This window comes from Limnohabitans sp. Rim8 (assembly GCF_945869175.1).
In the GTDB taxonomy this organism is placed as follows: domain Bacteria; phylum Pseudomonadota; class Gammaproteobacteria; order Burkholderiales; family Burkholderiaceae_C; genus Limnohabitans_A.
Genome location: NZ_CAMBNZ010000042.1, coordinates 1 through 22,447 on the forward strand (window position 1 = coordinate 1; position 22,447 = coordinate 22,447).

23 protein-coding genes and 1 pseudogene are annotated in these 22,447 nt (G+C 60.4%); 12 read left to right on the forward strand and 12 right to left on the reverse strand.

Annotated elements, in window-relative coordinates:
* Positions 1-521, forward strand: a 521-nt coding sequence (locus tag Q0O19_RS07970; protein WP_295521621.1) for a hypothetical protein, incomplete at its 5' end; no start/stop codon positions are given.
* 51 nt (positions 522-572) lie between these two features.
* On the opposite strand, the gene Q0O19_RS07975 is transcribed toward Q0O19_RS07970, so the two are convergent.
* A complete protein-coding gene (locus tag Q0O19_RS07975) occupies positions 573-1,121 on the reverse strand; it encodes a lipocalin family protein (RefSeq protein ID WP_295521623.1) in 549 nt (182 codons plus the stop codon).
* Positions 1,121-1,915 (reverse strand): SDR family oxidoreductase, encoded by a 795-nt coding sequence (locus tag Q0O19_RS07980; RefSeq protein WP_295521625.1) that lies wholly within the window; start codon positions 1,913-1,915, stop codon positions 1,121-1,123. The genes Q0O19_RS07975 and Q0O19_RS07980 overlap by 1 nt, the downstream gene beginning before the upstream one ends.
* 69 nt (positions 1,916-1,984) lie before the next feature.
* Between Q0O19_RS07980 and Q0O19_RS07985 the strand changes: the two genes are divergently transcribed.
* Positions 1,985-2,857, forward strand: coding sequence for an isocitrate lyase/PEP mutase family protein (locus tag Q0O19_RS07985; protein WP_295521626.1), 873 nt, complete (start codon positions 1,985-1,987; stop codon positions 2,855-2,857).
* Between the two features lie 18 nt (positions 2,858-2,875).
* The gene (locus Q0O19_RS07990; protein WP_295521628.1) at positions 2,876-3,895 is read left to right on the forward strand and encodes a tripartite tricarboxylate transporter substrate binding protein; all 1,020 of its coding nucleotides are present in this window, start codon (positions 2,876-2,878) and stop codon (positions 3,893-3,895) included.
* Position 3,896: 1 nt separating this feature from the next.
* Here the strand turns inward: Q0O19_RS07990 and Q0O19_RS07995 are convergent, their stop codons facing one another.
* Positions 3,897-4,670, reverse strand: coding sequence for a FadR/GntR family transcriptional regulator (locus Q0O19_RS07995; protein ID WP_295521630.1), 774 nt, complete (start codon positions 4,668-4,670; stop codon positions 3,897-3,899).
* A gap of 190 nt (positions 4,671-4,860) precedes the next feature.
* On the opposite strand from Q0O19_RS07995, the gene Q0O19_RS08000 reads away from it, so the two are divergent.
* Both Q0O19_RS08000 and Q0O19_RS08005 read left to right on the forward strand, forming a co-directional pair.
* Complete coding sequence (locus tag Q0O19_RS08000) at positions 4,861-6,528, forward strand: FAD-dependent oxidoreductase (protein WP_295521632.1); 1,668 nt, start codon at positions 4,861-4,863, stop codon at positions 6,526-6,528.
* A gap of 30 nt (positions 6,529-6,558) precedes the next feature.
* Complete coding sequence (locus Q0O19_RS08005) at positions 6,559-6,789, forward strand: DUF2783 domain-containing protein (protein WP_295521634.1); 231 nt, start codon at positions 6,559-6,561, stop codon at positions 6,787-6,789.
* 10 nt (positions 6,790-6,799) lie between these two features.
* Here Q0O19_RS08005 and Q0O19_RS08010 read toward each other — a convergent pair whose 3' ends face one another.
* Positions 6,800-7,297 carry a MarR family winged helix-turn-helix transcriptional regulator gene (locus Q0O19_RS08010; RefSeq protein WP_295521636.1) on the reverse strand — a complete coding sequence of 166 codons (498 nt, stop codon included), beginning with the start codon at positions 7,295-7,297 and terminating at the stop codon, positions 6,800-6,802.
* A gap of 66 nt (positions 7,298-7,363) precedes the next feature.
* Here Q0O19_RS08010 and Q0O19_RS08015 point away from each other — a divergent pair, with 66 nt between their 5' ends.
* The 4 genes from Q0O19_RS08015 to Q0O19_RS08030 are packed head-to-tail and all read left to right on the forward strand — an operon-like array spanning position 7,364 to position 11,668.
* Entirely contained in the window at positions 7,364-8,332 is a 969-nt protein-coding gene (locus tag Q0O19_RS08015) for a tripartite tricarboxylate transporter substrate binding protein (protein ID WP_295521638.1), read from the forward strand.
* Complete coding sequence (locus Q0O19_RS08020) at positions 8,329-9,579, forward strand: CaiB/BaiF CoA-transferase family protein (protein WP_295521640.1); 1,251 nt, start codon at positions 8,329-8,331, stop codon at positions 9,577-9,579. Before Q0O19_RS08015 ends, Q0O19_RS08020 begins: the two co-directional genes overlap by 4 nt.
* A complete protein-coding gene (locus tag Q0O19_RS08025; RefSeq protein ID WP_295521643.1) occupies positions 9,570-10,412 on the forward strand; it encodes a CoA ester lyase in 843 nt (280 codons plus the stop codon). The genes Q0O19_RS08020 and Q0O19_RS08025 overlap by 10 nt, the downstream gene beginning before the upstream one ends.
* A gap of 14 nt (positions 10,413-10,426) precedes the next feature.
* Positions 10,427-11,668 carry a GDSL-type esterase/lipase family protein gene (locus Q0O19_RS08030; protein WP_295521646.1) on the forward strand — a complete coding sequence of 414 codons (1,242 nt, stop codon included), beginning with the start codon at positions 10,427-10,429 and terminating at the stop codon, positions 11,666-11,668.
* An 84-nt stretch (positions 11,669-11,752) separates the two neighbouring features.
* Here the strand turns inward: Q0O19_RS08030 and Q0O19_RS14005 are convergent.
* The 4 genes and pseudogenes from Q0O19_RS14005 to Q0O19_RS08055 all read right to left on the reverse strand — a co-directional run bounded on the left by Q0O19_RS14005 (position 11,753) and on the right by Q0O19_RS08055 (position 15,392).
* A pseudogene (locus tag Q0O19_RS14005) lies at positions 11,753-12,952 on the reverse strand (Bcr/CflA family efflux MFS transporter).
* Between the two features lies 1 nt (position 12,953).
* A complete protein-coding gene (metW, locus tag Q0O19_RS08045) occupies positions 12,954-13,538 on the reverse strand; it encodes a methionine biosynthesis protein MetW (protein ID WP_295521656.1) in 585 nt (194 codons plus the stop codon).
* On the reverse strand, positions 13,535-14,695 hold the full coding sequence (locus Q0O19_RS08050) for a homoserine O-acetyltransferase (protein ID WP_295521659.1): 1,161 nt from the start codon (positions 14,693-14,695) through the stop codon (positions 13,535-13,537). The genes metW and Q0O19_RS08050 overlap by 4 nt, the downstream gene beginning before the upstream one ends.
* Before the next feature lie 133 nt (positions 14,696-14,828).
* Positions 14,829-15,392 carry a TMEM165/GDT1 family protein gene (locus Q0O19_RS08055; protein ID WP_295521662.1) on the reverse strand — a complete coding sequence of 188 codons (564 nt, stop codon included), beginning with the start codon at positions 15,390-15,392 and terminating at the stop codon, positions 14,829-14,831.
* Positions 15,393-15,560: 168 nt separating this feature from the next.
* On the opposite strand from Q0O19_RS08055, the gene Q0O19_RS08060 reads away from it, so the two are divergent.
* Together Q0O19_RS08060 and Q0O19_RS08065 are read left to right on the forward strand one after the other, a co-directional pair.
* Entirely contained in the window at positions 15,561-16,763 is a 1,203-nt protein-coding gene (locus Q0O19_RS08060; protein ID WP_295521665.1) for an ammonium transporter, read from the forward strand.
* Positions 16,764-16,991: 228 nt separating this feature from the next.
* A complete protein-coding gene (locus Q0O19_RS08065; RefSeq protein WP_295521668.1) occupies positions 16,992-17,567 on the forward strand; it encodes an RNA-binding protein in 576 nt (191 codons plus the stop codon).
* Between the two features lie 93 nt (positions 17,568-17,660).
* On the opposite strand, the gene lptC is transcribed toward Q0O19_RS08065, so the two are convergent.
* Genes lptC through Q0O19_RS08080 form a run of 3 tightly spaced genes read right to left on the reverse strand, consistent with a single transcriptional unit; the run spans position 17,661 to position 19,814 of the window.
* Positions 17,661-18,260 carry an LPS export ABC transporter periplasmic protein LptC gene (lptC, locus tag Q0O19_RS08070; protein ID WP_295521671.1) on the reverse strand — a complete coding sequence of 200 codons (600 nt, stop codon included), beginning with the start codon at positions 18,258-18,260 and terminating at the stop codon, positions 17,661-17,663.
* Positions 18,257-18,835, reverse strand: a complete 579-nt coding sequence (locus tag Q0O19_RS08075; protein ID WP_295521674.1) for an HAD hydrolase family protein — start codon at positions 18,833-18,835, stop codon at positions 18,257-18,259. Before Q0O19_RS08075 ends, lptC begins: the two co-directional genes overlap by 4 nt.
* A 1-nt stretch (position 18,836) precedes the next feature.
* Entirely contained in the window at positions 18,837-19,814 is a 978-nt protein-coding gene (locus Q0O19_RS08080) for a KpsF/GutQ family sugar-phosphate isomerase (RefSeq protein WP_295521677.1), read from the reverse strand.
* Between the two features lie 100 nt (positions 19,815-19,914).
* Here Q0O19_RS08080 and Q0O19_RS08085 point away from each other — a divergent pair, with 100 nt between their 5' ends.
* Entirely contained in the window at positions 19,915-21,900 is a 1,986-nt protein-coding gene (locus Q0O19_RS08085; RefSeq protein ID WP_295521681.1) for a monovalent cation:proton antiporter family protein, read from the forward strand.
* 46 nt (positions 21,901-21,946) lie between these two features.
* Here the strand turns inward: Q0O19_RS08085 and Q0O19_RS08090 are convergent.
* A partial coding sequence (locus tag Q0O19_RS08090) for an HAD-IA family hydrolase (protein WP_295521684.1) occupies positions 21,947-22,447 on the reverse strand: 501 nt, incomplete at its 5' end.

The following is a 22,447-nucleotide window of genomic DNA, read 5'->3' on the forward strand; positions in this document are numbered from 1 at the left end:
ATGTCGACCAGATGCGTGACCACCTCCAGCCTGGCGAGCGCGTGTTGGCTTATGTGCTGGGTCGTGTGGTTTTGGCGGGCCGTGGTTTGTGGTTGTTGACCGATCAAAACTTGCTCATTTCAGAGAACGACAGCGGCACCTTGGTCCACCATGTGGCGCTGAAAGACATCAGCGAAGCTGAGTGCGTCAAGGGCAAATATGGTGACACCCTGCGTGTGACCGCTGCGGGCCAGCAGCGCAGTGTGTATGGCGCGTCAAGCCACTTGGCCGCAGTGTTTTACCGCGCCTTGGGCCAAAAAGCCCCGTGCAGCCCCGTCTTGAAACCCACGGCCTTGGACGCTGACGACGTGGCCGAAGTGGTGCACCATTTTTCTGACGCTGCGCTGCGTTTGCAACCCGTGGCCATGGTCAACGCAGATGTCCACGCTCTGATCGCCCAGCTGGCACACGCCGCCGCCAATCAAGGTTGGTTGCAGTCCAGTGAAGCGCACTTGGTGCGTGTGGCCGAAACGGCGCACTGACCTTCAAGTTATTTGACTCTTATGGGAGCTCACACCTGTGAGCGAAGGTTCTCAGGGCTTGCTGGCTTCTATGCGCTGGGTGTCAAAGCCAAGTCTGGCCAGCTTGCCCAGCAGCGCCTGGTAAGTGGCTGCAGGCATTTGCGGCGTGCGCGACAAAATCCACAAGTACTCGCGCTGGGGTTCACTCACCACCACCCATTGGTAGTCCGGGTCCAGGTCGATGATCCAGTAATCGCCCCAGACCAGCGGGATGAACGACAACCACGAGGGTGCAAAGCGCACCTTGAGCTGGGGCGAAGTCGCCCCACCGATTTGCTTTGCTGCGCCCAAAGCTTCGCTCCATTTGCCTTTGTCGGTTTTGCAGCGGTTGAGCACTTGCACCTGGCCATGGGCTTGCAGCGAGTAGGTGGCCTGTGAGCTGCTGGCGCATTTTTTCTGAAACCAATTCGGGTATTTGGCGATTTCGTACCAAGTGCCCATGTAGCGCGGCACATCGACCGCAGGCACGGTTTTGAGTGGGGCCAGTTCAGCCAGCGCAGGGCTCAGGGCCCCCAGACTGATCAGGACCCAAGCCAGACAGCGGGAGAACAAGCGGTTCATCAAACCACGATCGGGTTCAGCGCCCCGTCCATGCTCATGCAAATGCCGGTGATGTAACTGGCTTTGGACGAGGCCAGGAACAGCACGGCGTGTGCAATTTCTTCGGGATCGGCCATGCGTCCCAGCGGGATTTTGGCGACGGCTTGCGCCATGGCTTCTTCGGTGCCGATGCCCTTGATGCGCGCCTCGGCGGCCAGGCCCTCTTGCAAGCGGTCGGTCAAGGTCAGGCCGGGGTTGATGGCATTGACGCGAATGCCTTGCGGCCCATAGGCCGCAGCCAAGCCTGCGCTCACCAGCATCAACGCGGCGTTGGCCGCTCCGCCGGGCAGGTGAATGGGGCTGGCCACTTTGCCACCATTGCCCACCACGTTGACCACGTTCCCAGCACCGCGAGCGGCCATGCGCTGGATGCTGGGCGTGATCATGTGCACATAGGTGAAGTACTTGGCCTGCATGGCATCGGCATAGGCTTCGGGTGTCAGATCTGGGGCGGGTGTGCGTTTGGCAGCGCCTGCCGAATTGACCAGCACATCCACTGCGCCGAACGTGTTCTCGGCCGAATCCAAGGCCTGCAGCGCCGCTGCAGCATCGCGCAGATTGGCCGCCACGGTGTGGATGCGGTCAGCAGGAAAAGTCGCTTGCAGTTGTTGCCGTGCCGCGTCCAGGTTGGCCGCCTCGCGGGAGACGAGGGTCACTTTGGCGCCTTCTTCCAAAAAGGCTTGGGCGCAGGCCAGGCCAATGCCTTTGCTGCCGCCAGTGATCAATACATGCTTGTCGCGAAGGTGCAGGTCCATGAAGTTCTCTTCTGCTGAAATGAGGGGATTGGTTTGGCAATTTAACCACCCTTCATACCCTGTTGCTTTATGAACCTCAAAACCTCTGCATTGAGAGCGCGTTTGAACCAAGTTGGCCTCGTGGTGGCCCCTGGCGTTTTTGACATGGTGTCTTTGCGCCTGGCCGACAGCTTCGGCTTTGATGCGCTGTACATGACCGGTTACGGCACCGTTGCTTCGCACATGGGTTTGCCCGATGCGGGTTTGGCCACTTACAGCGACATGGTGGGGCGCGTCACGGCCATGGCCGGCATGGCCCGCACGCCCTTGATCGCCGATGCCGATACCGGCTACGGCGGCTTGCTCAACATGCGCCACACCATCCGGGGCTATGAGGCGGCAGGCGCTTGCGCCATCCAGTTGGAAGATCAGGAGTTCCCCAAAAAATGCGGCCACACGCCGGGCCGTCGCGTCATCCCCATGGCCGACATGGTGCGCAAGATCCAGGTGGCGGTGGACTCGCGCGACTCCAAAGATTTTTTGATCATCGCCCGCACCGATGCCCGCACCACGCTGGGCCTGGATGAAGCGCTGCGCCGGGCTGAGGCCTACGCCAAAGCCGGTGCCGACATCCTGTTTGTGGAGTCGCCCGAGACCGAAGAAGAAATGCGCCGCATTGGCCAGAGTTTTGACCTGCCGTTGGTCGCCAACATGGTCGAGAAAGGCCGCACACCGGTGCTGACCCGCCCCGAGCTGGAGGCGCTGGGTTACAAGATCGCCATCTTCCCGGTCACTGCCTTGCTGGCGGGTGTGCAGGCCATGACGCAGGTTTACCGACAGTTCAAGGACACGGGCTCGTCGGCCAATGGCCCGACGCCCCTTTATGACTTTGCCGATTTGACGAAGCTCATGGGCTTTGAAGATGTTTGGGCATTTGAAAAACGCTACGCTGAAACCGATTAACAATCATAGGAGACAACCATGCCAAATAAGACAACACCCCCGCGCCGCCAATGGCTCAAAGTCGCGCTCAGCACCTGCATGATGGCGGCGGCTTGCACTGGGCTGGCCCTGAGCGCCGGTACGGCCGCTGCGCAAGCGGCCTATCCGGCCAAACCCATTCGCCTGGTGGTGCCCTTTGCGGTGGGCGGCGTGACCGACACCAGCGGTCGCCTGATCGCCGAGCAGCTGTCCAAGCGGCTGGGCCAGCAGGTGATCGTGGACAACAAACCCGGCGCTTCGGGCAACATCGGCACGCAAATGGTGGCGGCGGCCGAGCCCGATGGCCACACCTTGCTGCTGGCCTTTGATGGCACCATGGTCATCAACCCGCATGTGTTTCCCAAAGTGGGTTTTGATACCGCGAAAGACTTCGCACCGATTGGCAAAATCGGTGACGCGATTTTGATTTTGGTGTCGCACCCTGGCGTGTCGGCCAAAACGCTGCAACAAGTGATCACTTTGTCCAAAACCCAGTCGGGTGGCCTGTCATACGGCACGTCTGGCACGGGTGGCACGCCGCACATTGCAGGTGAATTGCTTAAACAGCGCACCGGTGCCAACCTCACGCACATCCCCTACAAAGGCGGTGGCCAAGCGTTGACCGATGTGCTCGGTGGCAATATTCCCTTGGTCTACACCGCAGTGGCCGGTGCTTTCCCCCACGTCAAGTCGGGCAAGCTGCATGCCGTGGCGGTGTCCAGCGCCCAGCGCGCGCCTTCCCTGCCTGACGTGCCCACGTTCATTGAAGCCGGTTTGAACGATTTCGACATCAACTCCTGGGTCGGCTTGCTGGCCCCGGCCAAAACGCCCAGGGCGGTTGTGGACAAGCTCAACACGGAGTTGAACGCGGTGCTGAACGACCCGGCCGTGCGCGAACGCCTGAACACCTTGGGCATCACCGCCAGCCCAGGGGGCCCAGAAAAGTTTGGCCGCGACATGGCGCGTGACCTGTCGCGTTACGCGGCAGTGGTCAAGGCCGCCAACATCAAGGCGGAGTGATTCAAGCCCGCAGCCCTTTGACCAGCGGCTGGGCCAGCCGCTCGCCCTCTTGATGCCAGAAGGCTGGGTCGGCGCTGCGGATGCGGGTGATGGCGTTGCCCATGTGCTTGGCGGCGGCATCACGTGCTGCCGCCGCGTCACCGGCTTGGACGGCTTGCAAAATCGCTAGGTGCTCGGTTTGCACTTGCGCCGCAAAGTCCATGCGGCGCGCTTCGTTGGCGCGGGTCACTTGCGTGGCGCCATGCAAGAATTGACCCAGGTATTCCAGCGTCTGAATCAAAAACGGGTTGCGCGTGGCATCGGCAATGGCGCGGTGAAACTTCACGTCTTCGTCCACACCGTCGCCACCCGATTTCACGGCCGCATCCAGTGCCTGAACGGCTTTTTCGATGGCCAGGATATCGCGGTCATTGCGCCGCTCAGCGGCCAACGCGGCCACTTCGGCCTCCAGGGCCCGTCGCACCTCGACCATCTGAATCACGGCTTCTTGTGAGGCCGCGTGGCGTGATGCAAAGTTGAGCGGTGCGAAAGGCAATTTTTGACTGACAAAAACCCCGCTGCCTTGGCGCGACTCGACCAGGCCAAGTGACTTGAGGCGTGAAACGGCTTCGCGCACCACCGTTCGGCTGACTTCGAACTGTTCGACCAAACGGGCTTCGGTGGGCAGTTTGTCGCCCGGCAAGAGCCGGCCTTGCGTGATTTCAGTCGCTAATTGCTCGGCCACTTGGTCGGACAGGCGTGCACCGCTGGTCACGGGAGTGAAGGGTTGGATCATGGAGTTGTCATACAAAAGACAATGTTCGAGGATAGCGCGACTTCAACATCGCTGCTGTCCGCAAACCACATGGCCTGCCTTGAGGCCAAATGCCCAAGTTCTAAAATTACGAATAGGTAAACTGATTTATCTATAGTAAATTATGAGGTGTCGCGCCCGAGGGTGCATTTTTCATGGCTGGAGACCCCTCATGGGTGCTTACATCAATCCCATCTATCCCTACAAGTCGCCGGTCGACCTCATCTCGACGCCTGCGCAACGCAAGCCTTTGATCGTGATTGGCGCGGGCCCGGTGGGTTTGGCTGCGGCCATTGATGCCCGGCTGCAAGGCCTTCAGGTTCTGGTGCTTGACGACGACAAAACCGTCTCGGTGGGCTCACGGGCGGTTTGCTATGCCAAGCGTTCGCTTGAAATCCTGGACCGTTTGGGCATTGCCGATGAGGCCTGCGATCAGGGTGTGAGTTGGAACATTGGGCGCACTTTTCTCGAAGAGGGCGAGGTTTATCAGTTCAACCTGGTGCCCGACGCCGGCCACAAGCGCCCCGGCATGATCAACTTGCAGCAATACCATGTGGAAGAGATGCTGATCGCCAGAGCGCTCGAGTTGGGCGCCGACATCCGCTGGCAGCACAAAGTCACCGCCGTCACCCCCCACGACGACCACGCCACGCTGACGGTCGAAACGCCCGATGGCATATTCGGCATCGAAGCCGACTGGCTGGTGGTCGCCGATGGCGCGCGCAGCCCGATTCGCCGCCACTTGGGGCTGGACATCGAAGGCCGTGTGTTCCAGGACCGGTTTTTGATCGCCGACGTGATCATGAAGGCCGACTACCCCGCAGAGCGCTGGTTCTGGTTCGACCCGCCGTTCCACCCCAATCAAAGCGTGTTGCTACACAAGCAAAGCAACAACGTCTGGCGCATTGACTTTCAGTTGGGCTGGGACGCTGACCCCGAGGAAGAAAAAAAGCCCGAAAAAGTCATCCCCCGCCTGAAGGCCATGCTGGGCGATGAGCGGCCTTTTGAGCTGGAGTGGGTCAGCATCTACACCTTCCAGTGCCGCCGCATGACCGACTTCCGCCACGGCCGCGTGCTGTTTGTGGGCGATGCGGCGCACCAGGTCTCGCCTTTCGGTGCGCGCGGGGCCAATTCGGGTTTTCAGGATGCGGACGATTTGATGTGGAAGTTGGCGCTGGTGATCCAAGGCCAAGCCAGCGACAGCTTGCTGGACACCTACGCGCACGACCGCCAGTTTGCTGCCGATGAAAACATCATGAACTCGACGCGCTCGACCGACTTCATCACGCCCAAAAGCCGCACCAGCAAGACCTTCCGCAACCAAGTGCTGGCGCTGGCCAAACATCACCCGTTTGCGCGCAAGTTGGTGAACTCAGGGCGCTTGTCCATGCCCTCTTTTCTGACCGAATCGGTGCTCAACACGCCCGATGGCGACACCTTTGCCGGCCAGATGGTGCCCGGCGCACCCATGGACGATGCCCCCGTGCAGGTGAACGGGCAAGAGGCTTGGCTGCTGGACCAAGTGGGGCGCGGCTTTGCAGCTTTGTTGTTTGTCGATGCTGCCCCCGATGTCCAGACCCTGGTCGCGCTGCAAAGCCTCAAGCAAGGCGCTGTGCCGGTGGACAGCCTGATCGTGTCCCAACAGCTTTTGCAAGTGCCCGGCTTCCAAGTGCTGGTGGACGCGCAAGGCTGGATGGCCAAGCGCTACGACGCCCAAGCCGGCACCACCTATTTGCTGCGGCCCGATCAGCATGTGGTTGCCCGCTGGCGTCAGCTGGACACGGCCCAGCTGCAAGCCGCATTGACCCGCGCCCTCGGTGGCCACATGGGCCAAATTTGAATCACCACCCACAGCGATACCGCCATCGACATGAACAGCACTTTGAAAACCGAACCGAATTTTCATGAAGCGGGGCGACGCTTCTTTCGCGACTTTTCGCCTGGCGACGAGTTCTATGAGCAGCTGATCGACGCCCACAACGGCCTGAGCGACGAACAAAGCGAAGCGCTCAATGCCCGCCTGATCTTGCTGCTGGCCAATCACATTGGCGATTTGAAAGTGTTGCGTGAGGCCTTGCAAGCTGCGCGCTCATCGGCTTGAAATTTCGGGCTTATTGAGGCTTTCGACCCTCTTCCAGCATGGCGTGTGCTTCGTCTGAGAGCACGGCCAATACACGGCCAAACGCCTCGTAATCTGCGTCGCTCAATGTCGCTCGCAAGCGATCTTGCCTGGCCATCGATCCCACAATGCCTTGCCTGAGCAATGCGATCCCCGCCGCAGTCGCCGACAAAAGCTGGCGGCGGCGATCCACGGTGTCGGTGTCCATGGCGATCAAACCTTTTTCTGCCAGTTCGTAGCTGGCCCGGCTGACCTGGCTGTGGTCCAAGTGCGTGGCTGCGGCCACCTGCCCCGAGGTGCTCGGCCCCAAGCGGTTGAGGATCACCAAGAGTCGCCATTGCCTGCTGGACAGGCCCAATTCACGACCCACTGAGCTTTCCACAACCCTGGCCAGCAGGTGCGACAGCACGGAAACGCGAAAGGTGATCAAGGTTTCAGGCGCATGCCGCTTGAGCGCCGCCGCACTGATGGTCTTGGGTTTGTTTGTCATTGAAATATTTGCTGTAGCAAACAATAATTGGCTATGATTTGACACCACTTTAACAAGGAGACACGCATGCTTCAGTCTATGGGTCGGTATTGGGGAGCCCTGGTTTTGACCGTTTTCGGGGGCGCAACCGCTCTCGCAGACACTTACCCCAGCAAGCCCATCACTTTGGTCGTGACCCAAGGGGCGGGCTCGGGCAGTGACGTGACCGCCCGTTTGTTGGCGGGCTATATGGGCCCGCTGTTGGGTCAAAACGTGGTGGTCGAAAACCGCGTGGGCGCGTCCGGCATCATTGGCCACCAGTCCGTGGTGCGTGCGGCGCCTGACGGTTACACCTTGTTGTTCACATCGACCGCAGGTTTGTTTGTGGTGCCGGTGATGAATGCCAATGCGAAATACAGCCTCTCGGACTTTGTGCCTGTGGCGCCTGTGATGCGCGCCCCGTTTGCGGTCTTGGTGGCCAACACCCCGGCTGCACCCAAGACGATGAACGAGCTGATCCAGACCGTGCGGGCCAAGCCGCAGAGCTTTGCTTCGGCAGGGATTGGCACCATGACGCATTTGGGCAGCGAGTTGGTGTTGCGCAAGGCAGGCGTTCAGGCCACCCATGTCCCCTACAAAGGCAGTGGTGCCGCATTGACCGATTTGATGGGGGGTCAGGTCCTGTTCGCCACGGATTCCTTGACGGCCTCGATGCCCTTGATCCGAAGCGGCAAGTTGCGTGCCTTGGCCACCACCGACCTGGCCCGAGAGGGCTCATTGCCAGACGTGCCCACCCTGAGTGAGGCGGGCATTCCTGGTGTGCAGGTGGCCGCCATTGGTGGTTTGTTTGCCCCCAAAGGAACCCCCAAGGAAGTGGTCGACAAAATTGCCACAGCCACGGCCAAGGTGCTCGCCAACCCCGATGTGGCGCAACGCTTTGCCGCTGTTGAAACCGATCCGCTCAAGGTGTCTATGTCGGCCTTCAACGATTTGTTGCGCAAAGAAGCAGACACCTGGAGCCCCTTGGTGCGTCAGCTGGATTTGAAACAAGAATGAGCGCTGGCCAACACCTTCCCATGGAGGCGCTGCAAAATCAAGCCACAGGCCCTTTGCAGGGCATACGCGTGGTGGACTTGTCGCGTCTGGTGGCCGGGAACATGCTCACCTTGCAACTGGGGGACTTTGGCGCCGATGTCATCAAAGTCGAGTCCGCTGGCGCCGGGGACACCTTGCGTGAATGGCGAGAGCCCCATGCGGATCATCCCGATGGCTACGACGGATGGTGGCGCACTTATGCCCGCAACAAGCGCAGCCTGGCTTTGAACCTGCGCCATGCTCAGGCGATGCCGTGGCTCAAACGCTTGATTGCCACAGCACAGGTCTTGGTGGAGAGTTTCAAGCCCGGCACCTTGGAAAACATGGGCCTGAGCCCAGAGCAATTGCACGCGGACAACCCGGGCCTTGTCATTGTGCGTTTGTCGGGTTGGGGGCAAACAGGCCCTTACCGCGAGTTGCCAGGCTTTGGCAGTTTGATCGAGGGCTTCAGCGGCTTTGCCCACAAACACCGCAGCGCCGGTGGTGCGCCCCAATTGCCCAACATGGCCTTGGCCGACATGGTCGCGGGTTTGACGGGGGCCTTTGCCACCTTGGCCGCGCTGCGCGAAGTGGAAGTGCGCGGTGGTCAAGGTCAGGTCATTGATTTGTCTTTGCTCGAGCCCATGCTGGCGATCATGGGCCCCGATGTGAGCAATTTCTCAGCGACTGGCGTGGACCCTGAACCGGGACAAAAAATCGCATCGCCGCGCGGCAGTTACCGATGCAAGGATGGCCTATGGGTGTCCATGTCGGGCTCCACAGACACCATGGCCAAGCGTGTTTTTGAGGCCATTGGAAAGTCCGATTTGTTTTTTGATCCGCGCTTTTCAAGCAACGCGGCCCGCTTGGCCCATGACGAAGAACTCGATGCCATGGTGGCGCAATTCATGCTGCAGCGCAGTCAAGACGATTGCTTGAAACACTTTCGCCAGCATGGTGTGACGGTGGGGCCCATTTATGCCTCACCTCAATTGATCCAAGACGCGCATGTGGTGCAGCGCGGGGTCTATATTCAATGCGATGCCGGCGATGGTGCGGAGCCCACGGTCATGCACCAGGTCACGCCCAGACTGCAAGGGACGCCGGGCAGCATTCGCCGGGCAGCGCCCCTGCGCGGGCAACACACCGAGGAACTGTTGACAGAACTCGGTGCGAACCCTCAAGAACGCCAATCATTGAAAACCCTGGGAGCGATGGAATGCCGTTGAAACCTTTGCGCTCTTTGCTGTTTTTGCCAGCGACCGCAGACCACCTGTTGGCCAAAGCCACAGAAAGAGGCGCTGACGCCTTGGTGATCGACCTGGAAGACGCCATACCGCCAGAACGCAAAGCAGCGGCCAGGCCGATGGCCCAGGCCGCAGTGCGTCAATTGGCCGCGCGGGGGGCGCAGGTGGTGTTGCGCGTCAACAGCGATCCCGCACTGTGGCAAGAGGACCTTCGGGGCATGCCCGTGGATGCCCTGTCGGCCATCATGCTGCCCAAGGTGGAATCTGGGGATCAGGTGCAAGCGCTGGCCCATGCCTTGGCCTGTTCGAGCGGTGAACAGGCGCCACCCATTGCGGCCCTGATTGAAACGCCGCGTGGTGTCTTGGCCGCTGCCAGCATCGCCAGTCACAGCGCTTTGTGTGCTTTGGGCTTTGGTTCAGAAGACTATGCGGGCGCCTTGGGGGTGCCTGCCGATCCCGCGGCTTTGACCTGGCCGGCACAACAGGTGCTGACCTGCGCGCATGCCTATGGCCTGCAGAGCTGGGGTCTGGCGGCCAGCATCGCTGAAGTGGACGACATGGTGTCTTTTGCGCGGGCTGTCGACTCGGCCCGAGCCATGGGCTTCACCGGCTCGGTGTGCATCCACCCGCGCCAAGTGCCGGTGGTCAATCGGGGGTTTTCGCCCAGCGAACAAGAGCTCGCCTGGGCCCAACGTGTTCTGGCGGTCGATGGAGCCGCCAGGGCGCAGGGCTTGGGCGCCATCCTGTTGGATGGCCGCATGTTGGACAAGCCCATCGTCGACCGGGCGCGCCGCTGGTTGGGACTGTGGGGGTGAATGCCCACGGGGGCATGGCTTCGCCATGCCATTGGGTCAGCTGTTGGGCGGCTTCGGCCCAGGGGGCTTACCCCACAGGCTCGGTCATTGCCCAACCGGACCTCACCACGGCCATTCCCGATCCCCTTTTGGGATTGCAAAACCAATCCTTGCGCATGGTCATCCGGCCCGCTGTGTGGTCTCAACGATTTCGGCTTCGCATCAGCCATGCCTTTGGTGATCGACCCTTGGCGCTGCGGGGCATTCGCTTGGCGCTGCATGCGGGGGGCGGCGCGTGTTGGCCTGACACCCGCGTGGCCTTGCCCGACATGGACATTGGCGCTGGTCAGACCCTGTGGACGCCGGCGGTGGACTTGCCTTGGCTGAGCGATCACGCCTTGGCTTGGATGGACGGTCGCGCCTTGGCTTTCAGTGCCTTTTTGCCAGAGGCCAGTGGCCCCATCACCTGGCATGCGAAATCCATGGCGACATCCTATGTGTCTCAGCCGGGTGACCCACTGGCCGCAGCCGATGCCTCTGAAACCCGATTTCCGCACACCACCACCTCCACTTTTTTCATCGATGCCCTCGATGCTTGGCTGCCCGAGTCGGTCCACGCGGTGGTGGCTTTCGGGGATTCATTGACAGACGGCACAGCCACCACACTCAATGGCCATGACCGATGGACCGATGTGATGCAACGCCGTGTGTGGGCTGCAGGTCACCGTCAGATGGCGGTGGTCAACGCGGGCATTGGCGGCAACCAGGTGGCAGGGCCTTCGCCATCGCTGGGGCCTTGGCGCGGAGGCCCTGCGGCTGCCGAAAGGATCAACCGAGATGTCCTGAGCCTGTCGGGCGTCCAAACCGTGATGTGGTTGCAAGGCATCAACGACTTCAGCGACAACGGCCAGGCCGAGGTGGCCACGGTCGTTCAGGCCATGCGCGACGCTGTCGCACAAATGCAAGCCAAAGGCTTGCGGGTGATCGGTGCCACGGTTCCCTCTGCCTTGGGCAGCACCCGGCCTGGGCATGGCGGCGCTGAGCAAGATGCCCGCAGACGAGCGTTCAACCAGCAAGTGCGCCAGGGCACTTTGTTCGATGACTATGCCGACGTGGATGCCGCTTTGACGGACGACAAAACCGGACGCTTGCGCAGCCAGTTCAACGGCGACAGCACTTTGGGCGAAGCCGGTGATGGCCTTCACCCCAACCGCGCGGGCCATGCAGCCATTGCAAGGCGGTTTGAAGGCGTGTATTTCCGCAATGCCTCCAGTTGAACTGGAGACCTGATGCACGCCGAAGTTTGAAAACGGCGGTACGAAACAGCCAATGGCCCCGATGGTTCACTTGCAACAGCGCGTTCAGCGCCTGCGCAGGAAAAACTGTGCCGCCACACCGGTCAGGGCAAAGGCCAACATCACCCAGCCCAGGTTGACCGCGCCGTGATGCGGCACCAGACCCACCAGATAACCCCCGGCGGCCCCGGTCAGTTGTTGCATCAGGCCGGCCACCGCAGCGGCCGAGCCGGCCAGTGCGGGCAGCACACCCACGGTGCCGGCCAGCGCAGGCGGGTTCAGCAAGCCGTGGCCAAAACCCAGCAAGAGCAGCGGCAAAGCCACAGCCAGAGCCGATTGCACACCCCCCAAGCCCAATGCCAGCATCACGACCAAACCGCCCAGCGTCAGGGACTGCCCCCAAACCATCACACGCGATTCGCCCGCTTGCTGAATCAGCCTGGAGGTCATGAAGTTGCCCAGAATGTACGACACGGGCACGGCCATGATGAACCAGCCAATGCCGTCCGGCCCGATGCCGTAGCCCTTGAGCACGATGGGGGCCCCCGCAAGGAAAGCGTAAAACGTGGCGGTGGTGGCCGCGAGGATGGCCGCATACAGCAAAAAGCGCGGCTCGCGCAGCAAACGGGCGTAGGCGCTGAGCATGGCCCGCAGCCAGTGCCCAGCAGCGGGCGCGGAGGGGGTCAAACGCGGCAAGCCCAGTCAAGCGGCCACCAAGAGCAGCACAGCCAACACAGCCAGCAGCACAAAGTTGGCTTGCCAGCCAAAGCGCACATGGATCTGTCCGCCAACCAGTGTGGCCAGTGGCGGGCACAGGCCCAGCGCCATGCCGATGTAGGCCATGACACGGGTGCGATGCGGCCCTCTGAACAGGTCTTGCACCATGGAGCGACCGACCACCATGCTGGCCGCGCTGCCCGCGCCTTGCAGCACCCGGGCAGCGGTGAGTGTGGCGATGTCGGTGGCCAGCGCAGCCATGACGGAGGCCAGCCCCGCCACGACCAGACCCAGCATCAAGATGGGTTGGCGACCATGCCGGTCAGACAGTGGACCGTAGACCAGTTGCAAGGCACCGTAGGCCACCACATAGCCGCTGAAGGTCAGCTGCACATCGGCTTGGTGGGTAGCGAAGACAGTGCCCCACTCCTGCATGGACGGCAGGCACAAGGTCATGGCCAGAAGGCCAAATGAGATTTGCGCCAGCACGTTGGCGATCAGCCATGGGCTGTGGGCGCCAGTGGCCTGGTTGCCGGGCGCGGAGGACATGTCAGCGGCGCTGCAGTTTGTAAACGGCCGTGCCGGCCATCAGGTTGGGTAATGTGCGCACTTCCTGGCCATTTTGCAGGCCAAAAGCGTCTAATACCTGCAACTGGTTTTTATGGGCCAGGTCACCGAAGTCGGCAAAGGTGCCCACACGGATGTTGGGCGTGTCGTACCACTGGTAGGGCAGGCGTTTGGTCACGGGCATGCGGCCACGCAGCACACTCAGGCGGTTGAACCAGTGTCCGAAGTTGGGAAAGGCCACAATGCCGATCTTGCCCACGCGCGCGGTCTCGCGCAGCATCACCTCGGCATTGCGCAGGTGTTGAAGGGTGTCGATTTGCAACACCACATCAAAAGATTGGTCTGCAAAGACTTTCAGGCCCTGGTCCAGGTTCAGCTGCAGCACGTTCACGCCGCGCTGCGCGCAGGCCAGCACATTGGTGTCGTCGAGTTCCACACCGTAGCCCGTGCAGCCCTTGTGCTCTTGCAGGTGCGCCAACAAGGCGCCATCCCCGCAGCCCAAATCCAGCACGCGTGCGCCTTGTGGCACCAAGCGGGCGATCGCTTGCAAGATCAAGGGGTCGCTCATGCGGCACCTCCAATCGCGGGTGTGAGGCTTTGCGCGATCTTGTCAAAGTAGGCACGCACAAGGTTCAGGTAGCGTGCATCGTCGAGCAAAAAGGCATCGTGGCCGTGGGGTGCATCGATCTCGGCATAACTCACGTCGCGGCGGTTGTCGATCAGGCCTTTGACCATTTCGCGGCTGCGTGCAGGCGAAAAACGCCAGTCGGTGGTGAAGCTCACCAGCAAAAATTTGCAGGCCGCACGCTCTAGGGCTTTGGACAAGTCGCCGCCAAAAGCTTGGGCCGGGTCGAAGTAATCGAGGGCCCGGGTGATCAGCAAATAGGTGTTGGCGTCAAAGTATTCGCTGAACTTGTCGCCTTGGTAGCGCAAGTAGCTTTCAATCTGGAACTCCACGTCTTGTGTGGAGTATTTGTAGCCTGTGGCGCTGTTGACCGCGTTGCGCAACTCACGGCCGAACTTCTCGTTCATCACGTCGTCGCTGAGGTAGGTGATGTGGCCGATCATTCGGGCGATGCGCAGACCGCGTTTGGGCACCACGCCGTGCTCGTAAAAATGGCCGTTGTGGAAATCCGGGTCGGTCACGATGGCGCGGCGGGCCACTTCATTGAAGGCGATGTTTTCGGCGTTCAGGTTGGGTGCGCTGGCCACCACCACGGCGTGTTGCACGCGCTCGGGGTATTGCAATGTCCACGAGAGCGCTTGCATCCCGCCCAAGCTTCCGCCCATCACGGCGGCCAGTTGGACAATGCCCAAAGCGTCCAGCAAACGCGCCTGGGCGTTGACCCAGTCTTCGACAGTGACCACAGGAAAGTCGGCGCCGTACACATGGCCGGTGTCGGGGTTCACATGCATGGGGCCGGTGGAGCCAAAGCAAGAACCCAGGTTGTTCACGCCAATGACGAAAAAGCGATCGGTGTCCAGCGGTTTGCCCGGGCCAATCATGTTGTCCCACCAGCCTACATTGTTGGGTTGGTCGGTGTAGACCCCCGCCACATGGTGCGAGGCGTTGAGCGCGTGGCAAATCAGCACCGCGTTGGACTTGTCGGCGTTGAGCGTGCCGTAGGTTTCGTAGCTGAGGGAGTACGCACGGATGGTGGCGCCGCTTTGCAAAGGCAAGGCGGCTTCAAAGGTCATCGACTGTGGCGTGGCAATCAAGCGCATGGCGAAAATGAAAAAACCCGATAACGCTCAAGAAGCGATACCGGGTTGGACTCGACCTCTTTAGCTGCATTTTGGAATCCATTGAATTCCTGCGCCCGCAAGCTGGAGCAAATCGGCGCCATGGGAGTATAAATCAGCCCCAGCCCAGCAGCGCCACTGCGCCGAGCACGGCAAAGACGCCGGCCGAGATCCGGTGCACCCAGCGCAATGGCACGCGTTGGGTGATGGCGTCGCCGAACCACACCACAGGGGCGTTGGCCAACATCATGCCCAAGGTGGTGCCTGCCACCACGGCTAACCAAGCGTTGTATTGCGCGGCCAGCATCACGGTGGCGATTTGGGTTTTGTCACCCATCTCGGCCAGAAAGAAGGCCACCACGGTGGTCAGGAAAACGCCCATGCGGGGGGCTTCGTTTCCTGATTCGTCGTCCAGTTTGTCGGGGATCAGCATCCACGCGGCCATGGCCATGAAGGAAGCCCCCAGCAGCCATCGCAGCACATCGGGGCCCACCACCGTGGTGACCCAACTGCCCAAGGCGCCGGCCAATCCGTGGTTGGCCAGTGTGGCCACCAAAATGCCCAACACGATGGGCCAGGGTTTGCGAAAGCGGGCCGCAAGCACCAGCGACAAAAGTTGGGTTTTGTCGCCCATTTCGGCCAAAGCCACGATGCCGGTAGAGACGAGGAATGCATCCATGGGGAACGGGCAGTTCGGAGTTCAAAGTGAATGCATCTTACGTGACCGTTTTGAGGCGGTTTGTTGATGTGCATCAATTTGGGCTTATTTCTTGCTTTCGTTTGGTGCGCGCAGGGTTTTCCGGCCCTTTATGCACCAACTTAAATCAAAAATCACCAAGAGAACTTCATGGAAGCACTGAAACAGGGCGCGGACGCGCTATTTATATTGTTGGGCGGCATCATGGTGCTGGCCATGCACGCCGGTTTTGCTTTTTTGGAGCTGGGTACGGTTCGTAAAAAGAACCAAGTCAACGCGCTGGTCAAAATTTTGGTCGACTTTTCGGTCTCCACGGTGGTGTATTTTGTGGTCGGCTACAGCGTGGCCTATGGCACGACCTTCTTTGTGGGGGCCGAGCAATTGGCCGCCAAAAACGGCTACGACTTGGTCAAGTTCTTCTTCTTGCTGACCTTTGCCGCCGCCATCCCTGCCATCGTCTCGGGCGGCATTGCCGAGCGCGCCAAGTTCTGGCCCCAGCTCATTGCCACTGCGGTGATTGTGGGTTTCATTTATCCCTTTTTTGAAGGCATTGCCTGGAACCAGCACTTTGGCGTGCAAGCCTGGATCAAGGCGGTCACAGGTGATGAGTTCCATGACTTTGCGGGCTCCGTCGTGGTGCATGCCATGGGCGGCTGGATCGCTTTGCCCGCGGTGGTTTTGTTGGGCGCGCGTTATAACCGCTACCGCAAAAACGGTGAGGTTTCGGCCCACCCGCCCTCCAGCATTCCGTTTTTGGCTCTGGGTTCTTGGATTTTGATCGTGGGCTGGTTCGGCTTTAACGTGATGAGTGCCCAGACCCTCGACAAAATTTCGGGTCTGGTGGCCGTCAATTCGCTGATGGCCATGGTAGGCGGCACGCTGGTCGCTTTGGTGCTGGGCAAAAATGACCCGGGTTTCGTGCACAACGGCCCTTTGGCCGGTCTGGTGGCGGTTTGTGCGGGCTCTGACCTGATGCACCCATTTGGTGCGTTGGTGGTCGGTGCTGTGGCTGGTGGCCTGTTTGTGATCATGTTCACCCTGACCCAAAACAAATGGAAGATCGACGATGTGCTTGGCGTTTGGCCATTGCATGGCGTGTGTGGCGCTTGGGGCGGTATCGCCGCGGGTATTTTTGGCGCACAAAGCCTGGGTGGCCTGGGCGGCGTCAATTTGACTGCGCAATTGATCGGCACGGGTTTGGGCGTGACTTGGGCTTTGTTGGGCGGGGTGGTCGTTTACGGCGTGCTCAAACTGACTTTGGGTTTGAAACTTAGCCCAGAAGAAGAGTTTGATGGCGCCGACTTGAGTGTTCACAAAATCAGCGCCGCACCCGATCGTGAAGTGAGTTGGTAAAACAACAGATTGGGGCTCCAAGGCCCTTTTGCAGTGGTTTTCAGGGATTATCCCTTGCGTTTTATTTTGTTTTATCGATCATAATATTTTCACTTTGCTGTAATTAACAGCAAAGTCTTGTTTGCGGTGACCAGATCAGTTTCGCTTTCTTTCCGAAGTTTTCAGGTTTGACGAATGCGTTATCGGAGCTCCATCGCTTTTATTTCAGTGTTTTGAGGAGTCCCTTTTATGGGCAACAAACTTTATGTCGGCAACCTGCCTTACTCGGTTCGCGACGGCGATCTGGAACAAGCCTTCGGTGAATTCGGTGCTGTGACCAGCGCCAAAGTCATGATGGAACGTGATACGGGCCGCTCCAAAGGCTTCGGCTTTGTGGAAATGGGCAGCGATAGCGAAGCGCAAGCGGCGATCAACGGCATGAATGGCCAGCCTCTGGGCGGCCGCAACGTGGTGGTCAACGAAGCCCGCCCCATGGAAGCACGTCCCCCCCGCACAGGTGGGGGTGGCTTTGGTGGCGGTGGCGGCTATGGTGGTGGTCGCCGTGAAGGCGGCGGCTTTGGTGGCGGTCGCGAAGGCGGCGGCGGTGGTTATGGTGGTGGCCGTGAAGGCGGCGGCGGTGGCTATGGCGGTGGCCGTGAAGGCGGTGGCGGCTATGGCGGTGGCCGCGAAGGTGGCGGTGGTCGCCGTGAAAGTGGTGGCGAAGGCGGCGGTGGTGGTTTCCGAAGCCCTTACGGCGCTGGGCCCCGCGGTGGTGGACGCCGTGAAGGCGGCGGCGGTGGTTATGGCGGTGGTAACGGTTACTGACGCATGATCAACCGTTCTGGGTGAACGGCGTTCGCTTTAAAGCAAAGCCCTGTCAGCAGGGCTTTGTTGTTTCTGGCCATCGACCACAGCCCCTCAGGGTTTTGTGGTTGTGGGCATCAAGGTGCCGCGAACACGACCTTGCAGCACGTATTCCCCTGTGTTGCTGTTGAAGTTCATGGTGTTGGCAGTGAACACATCGCGGCCACGGGTGATGTGGACGGGGTCGTCGGAAAGCACACGGTCTTCATCGGGCAAGGCCACCAACCGCTCTCCGCGCAGTTCAATTTGCGGGCGGTTTTCTTGTGCATGCTGGATGGTCTGTGCCTGACCGACCAGCGTGACCTGGGTGCCATCGTCGCTTGCAACGCCCTGCAGGGCCTGTGCGCTCATGCGGCTGCCATTGTCATTTTGAGCAAAGATGCGGATTTCTTCGATTTGAAGGTTCTCTGTCGCGGGGAAGTGCTGCGCTTTCTTGCCTGTGATTTCCCGCGTCATTTGCCCCGTGGCGTTAAAAGACTTGACAGAAAAATCGCTCAGACGGTAATCCGGTTCTTGGCGAACGGGCTTGTTGGCTTCAGGGCTGCTCAGGGCGGGGATGCTTCGGACCAACCACCAGCTGCCCGATGCCAGCATGGCCACAACGATCAAAGGCAGATACAGGCTCAAGGCATCCAAGAGTCGGCGCAGTTTCATTCAGAAGGTCCGGTGTGGGCATGGTCGCCGACTTGTGCCAACAAAGTGGCGTAATGGCCAGAGGCCACCAACAACAGATCGCACAAAGCGCGTACTGCACCTTCGCCACCGCGCTCGGTGGTGATGTGGTGGGCCAAGGCTTTGACTTGGGCATGACCGTTCGCTGGCGAGCAAGCCAAGGCCGCTCGTTGCATGACAGGCAAGTCGGGCCAGTCATCGCCCATGGCGGCCGCTTGGGACCAGTCGAGCCCCAGAGTGGCTAAAAATTCCTCAGCGGCTGGACGCTTGTCTTCTGTGCCAAAACGCGCATGGGTGATGCCCAGGGCTTGGAGGCGCAGTCGCAGTGCGGGCGAGTCGCGCCCCGTGATGACCACAGGGGTGATCCCCACCTGTTGCAGCAACTTCAGGCCTTGCCCGTCGAGCGAGTGGAAACGCTTGAGCGCTTCGCCGGACTCGGAAAAATACAGCCCCCCGTCGGTGAGCACCCCATCCACATCGAAGAACACCACGCGGATGCCTTGGGCTTGCAACAGCAACTCGGGGGGGAAAATCAAAGCGGGGGTCAATGTTGGCATGTCAAATCACCTTGGCTCGCATCAGGTCGTTGGTGTTCAAGGCGCCGCACAGCAGCCCTGCATCGTCGACCACCAAAATGCTGGTGATGCGGCGTTGCTCCATCATCTCCGCCGCTTCAACGGCCAAAGCGCCCACATGGATGGTGTGCGGGTTGGTATGCATCACATCGCAGGCTTTCAGGCTGCGCAAATCAGCGCCTTTTTCAATCAGGCGGCGCAAGTCACCGTCAGTGAACACGCCCAGCACGCGACCCGCGGCATCGGTGACAGATGTGGCCCCCAAGCCTTTGCTGCTCATTTCGCGCATGAGGGCGGTGAACTCGGCGTCGGGGCTAACCTGGGGCACGGCATCGCCTTGGCGCATCACGTCGGCCACATGGGTCAGCAGGCGGCGACCCAGAGCACCACCGGGGTGGGAGCGGGCAAAGTCTTCGGGTTTGAAGCCCCGGGCATCCAGCAGGGCCACCGCCAAGGCGTCGCCCATGGCCAATTGCACCGTGGTGCTGGCGGTAGGGGCCAAGTTCAGGGGGCAGGCTTCTTTGTCAACCGAGCAATCGAGCACGATGTCGGCATGGCGTGCCAGTGAAGAAGTCAGCCCGCCTGTCATGGCCAGCAAGGGCACACCCAGGCGTTTGAGGACCGGCAAGATCGCCACCAGCTCGTCGCTCTCACCGCTGTTGGAGATGGCCATCACCACGTCGATGGCCTGGATCATGCCCAGATCGCCATGGCTGGCTTCGCCAGGATGCACAAACATGGCCGGGGTGCCCGTCGAGGCCAAGGTGGCGGCAATTTTGTTGCCGATGTGTCCACTTTTGCCCATTCCCGTCACGACGACTCGGCCCTGTATGCCCAGCACCAAATCCACGGCTTTAACAAACCGGTCGTCCAGACGGCTTTGGGCTTGCAGCAAGGCGGCCGCTTCAATGGCCAAGGTCTCGCGTGCAAGCTGAAGGGTGTGGGTGGAATTGACGGGCATGGCGCCATTTTATCGGGCGCTTGCATGGCGCCTTTGACAAACCCTTGCAAGCCGCCGCACCAGGGTCAGTTGCGTCATCCGTGCTTGTTAACATCCAGGCATGGGCGCTTTGGAATTGACCTTGTTGTATTTGTTGGCTGCCGTGCTGGGCGTGGTCGGCTGCCGCATGCTCAAGTTGCCGCCTATGTTGGGTTATTTGGCGGTCGGCGTGGTGATTGGCCCCAATGCCATGGCGCTGGCACAAAACTCAGCAGGCGTGAAACATCTGGCCGAGTTTGGCGTGGTGTTCTTGATGTTTGTGATTGGGCTGGAATTCAACTTGCCCAAGTTGCGCTCCATGCGCAAGCATGTCTTCGGTCTGGGGTTGTTGCAGGTGGTGTTGACCCTTGTCATCGTGACCGTGTTTTCCTTGTTCGTGGCCACTTTGGCCCCCACGCTTTGGAAGATGGAGTGGCAAACCGCTTTGGCTTTGTCCAGCGCCATGGCCATGAGCAGCACGGCGATCGTGATCAAACTGGTGGCCGACCGATTGGAGTTGGAGTCCGAGCATGGCAAGCGCGTGGTCGGTGTGTTGTTGTTCCAAGATTTGGCGGTCGTGCCGCTGATTGTGATGATCCCGGCCTTGAGTGCGCCAGCCGAAGAGATGTTTTCTTCCTTGCTGCTGGCAGCCGCCAAGGCCACGGTGTTGATCACGGTGTTGATGACGGGTGGCCAAAGGGTCATGCGCTGGTGGTTGACTTTGGTGGCGCGACGCAAAAGCGAAGAGTTGTTTGTGCTGAACTTGCTGTTGGTCACGCTGGGGCTGTCTTGGATCACAGAAATGGCTGGCCTGAGTTTGGCACTGGGTGCTTTTGTGGCGGGCATGCTGATCTCAGAGACCGAGTACAAGCACCAGGTGGAACTGGACATTCGGCCTTTCCACGACGTGTTGCTGGGCCTGTTCTTTATCACCATTGGCATGATGCTGGACTGGCACATTGTGGTGGACCGCTGGGCACTGGTGTTGCTGCTCACGACCTTGCCGGTGTTGTTCAAGTTGGTGTTGGTGGCGGCATTGGCCAAGATGACTGGCGCCAGCCATGGGGTGGCGCTGCGCACGGGTTTGTACTTGGCGCAAGCCGGTGAGTTCGGCTTTGTGTTGCTCACCTTGGGTGCGCAAAGCCAGATCATCCCCCCCGCTTTGCTCAACCCCGTGTTGGCCAGCATGGTGCTGTCCATGATGGCCACGCCTTTCATCATCATGCACAGCGACCGCATCGTGCTCAAAGTGGTGGCCAACGAGTGGTTACAACAGTCTTTGCAGATGACCACCATTGCCCGCAAGTCGATCAACACATCCAAACACGTCATCATTTGCGGCTATGGGCGTTGTGGCCAAAACCTGGCACGGATGCTCGAAAAGGAAAACATCCCCTACATGGCGCTGGATTTGGACCCTGACCGGGTTCGGCAGGCGGCTGCAGCCGGTGATTCGGTGGTGTTTGGCGATGCCGGGCGCTTGCAGGCGCTCATGGCTGCAGGCCTGGCCCGCGCGAGTGCCGTGGTCATCACTTACCTGGATGTGCCTGCTGCCATGAAGGTGTTGGACCACACCCACAGTCATGCGCCCCAAGTGCCGGTGATCGTGCGCACAAAAGACGATTTGGACTTGGAAAAATTGCAGCTCGCTGGCGCCACTGAAGTGGTGCCCGAGGCCCTGGAAGGCTCGCTGATGCTGGCCAGCCATGCGCTGGCGCTGGTGGGTGTGCCCATGCGGCGCGTGATCCGTATCGTGCAAGACCAACGCGATGCCCGATACAACCTGTTGCGCGGGTATTTTCATGGCGCGGATGACGACACACTGGACGAAATCGAGCACGAGCGTTTGACCACGGTGGGTCTGCCTCAGGCTTCGCCCTGGTTGGGCAAACAAGTAAAAGACTTGGCGTTTCACGCCATTGGCGTGCGCGTGGTGAATTTGCGCCGGGCCAATGGCCAGACTGAAAAAGTCACCGACGACACCGAGTTTTCATCGGGCGATACGCTGGTGTTGTCGGGCAAGTCACAAACATTGGCGGTGGCCGAAGAAAAACTCTTGCGCGGTTGAGTCGGAGAAGGGGTGTGGCGGTGGCCTCAATGGGCCGGCGAGGGCTTCAGCAACCGAGTTGATCGGCCAGGGCATTCAAATCAAACGCATGAAGGTCATTGCCCGCACGGGGCGAGACATCTTTGGGGTGGCCTGCGCCAAACTCCAAAGGGCGTTCGATGTAGGCGCTGCGCAAACCGCAAGCACGAGCGCCTGCCAAGTCCTCGTGGTGTGCGGCCACCAGCATGACCTGCTCTGGGGCCAGGTTGAACACCTTGGCCACGCCCAGGTAGGTGGCCGGGTCGGGTTTGTAGGCGCGAAATACCTCTGCGCTCAGCACGCAGTCCCAAGGCAAGCCGGCCCGCTTGGCCATGTTCGTGAGCAATCCGATGTTGCCATTCGACAAGGTGGTGAGGGTGAAGCGGCGCTTCAAACGGTTGAGCCCCGCCACACTGTCGGGCCAGGCCTGCAGCCGGTGCCAGACGCGGTTGAGGTGCTGGCGTTCAGTTTCGCTCGCATGCAAGAGGCCAAATTCGGGCAGCAAGCTGTCCAAAATCATGCGGTTCAA

What these genes read in the sequence shown, in the direction of transcription:
- Q0O19_RS08055 (WP_295521662.1), bottom strand. Translation starts at nt 15,392, where the DNA reads ATGGATGCATTCCTCGTCTCTACCGGCATCGTGGCTTTGGCCGAAATG.
- Q0O19_RS08010 (WP_295521636.1), bottom strand. Translation starts at nt 7,297, where the DNA reads ATGACAAACAAACCCAAGACCATCAGTGCGGCGGCGCTCAAGCGGCAT.
- Q0O19_RS07995 (WP_295521630.1), bottom strand. Translation starts at nt 4,670, where the DNA reads ATGATCCAACCCTTCACTCCCGTGACCAGCGGTGCACGCCTGTCCGAC.
- Q0O19_RS07985 (WP_295521626.1), top strand. Translation starts at nt 1,985, where the DNA reads ATGAACCTCAAAACCTCTGCATTGAGAGCGCGTTTGAACCAAGTTGGC.
- Q0O19_RS08050 (WP_295521659.1), bottom strand. Translation starts at nt 14,695, where the DNA reads ATGCGCTTGATTGCCACGCCACAGTCGATGACCTTTGAAGCCGCCTTG.
- Q0O19_RS08020 (WP_295521640.1), top strand. Translation starts at nt 8,329, where the DNA reads ATGAGCGCTGGCCAACACCTTCCCATGGAGGCGCTGCAAAATCAAGCC.
- Q0O19_RS08030 (WP_295521646.1), top strand. Translation starts at nt 10,427, where the DNA reads ATGGCTTCGCCATGCCATTGGGTCAGCTGTTGGGCGGCTTCGGCCCAG.
- lptC (WP_295521671.1), bottom strand. Translation starts at nt 18,260, where the DNA reads ATGAAACTGCGCCGACTCTTGGATGCCTTGAGCCTGTATCTGCCTTTG.
- Q0O19_RS08025 (WP_295521643.1), top strand. Translation starts at nt 9,570, where the DNA reads ATGCCGTTGAAACCTTTGCGCTCTTTGCTGTTTTTGCCAGCGACCGCA.
- Q0O19_RS08015 (WP_295521638.1), top strand. Translation starts at nt 7,364, where the DNA reads ATGCTTCAGTCTATGGGTCGGTATTGGGGAGCCCTGGTTTTGACCGTT.
- Q0O19_RS08085 (WP_295521681.1), top strand. Translation starts at nt 19,915, where the DNA reads ATGGGCGCTTTGGAATTGACCTTGTTGTATTTGTTGGCTGCCGTGCTG.
- Q0O19_RS08080 (WP_295521677.1), bottom strand. Translation starts at nt 19,814, where the DNA reads ATGCCCGTCAATTCCACCCACACCCTTCAGCTTGCACGCGAGACCTTG.
- metW (WP_295521656.1), bottom strand. Translation starts at nt 13,538, where the DNA reads ATGAGCGACCCCTTGATCTTGCAAGCGATCGCCCGCTTGGTGCCACAA.
- Q0O19_RS08075 (WP_295521674.1), bottom strand. Translation starts at nt 18,835, where the DNA reads ATGCCAACATTGACCCCCGCTTTGATTTTCCCCCCCGAGTTGCTGTTG.
- Q0O19_RS07990 (WP_295521628.1), top strand. Translation starts at nt 2,876, where the DNA reads ATGCCAAATAAGACAACACCCCCGCGCCGCCAATGGCTCAAAGTCGCG.
- Q0O19_RS08005 (WP_295521634.1), top strand. Translation starts at nt 6,559, where the DNA reads ATGAACAGCACTTTGAAAACCGAACCGAATTTTCATGAAGCGGGGCGA.
- Q0O19_RS07980 (WP_295521625.1), bottom strand. Translation starts at nt 1,915, where the DNA reads ATGGACCTGCACCTTCGCGACAAGCATGTATTGATCACTGGCGGCAGC.
- Q0O19_RS07975 (WP_295521623.1), bottom strand. Translation starts at nt 1,121, where the DNA reads ATGAACCGCTTGTTCTCCCGCTGTCTGGCTTGGGTCCTGATCAGTCTG.
- Q0O19_RS08060 (WP_295521665.1), top strand. Translation starts at nt 15,561, where the DNA reads ATGGAAGCACTGAAACAGGGCGCGGACGCGCTATTTATATTGTTGGGC.
- Q0O19_RS08065 (WP_295521668.1), top strand. Translation starts at nt 16,992, where the DNA reads ATGGGCAACAAACTTTATGTCGGCAACCTGCCTTACTCGGTTCGCGAC.
- Q0O19_RS08000 (WP_295521632.1), top strand. Translation starts at nt 4,861, where the DNA reads ATGGGTGCTTACATCAATCCCATCTATCCCTACAAGTCGCCGGTCGAC.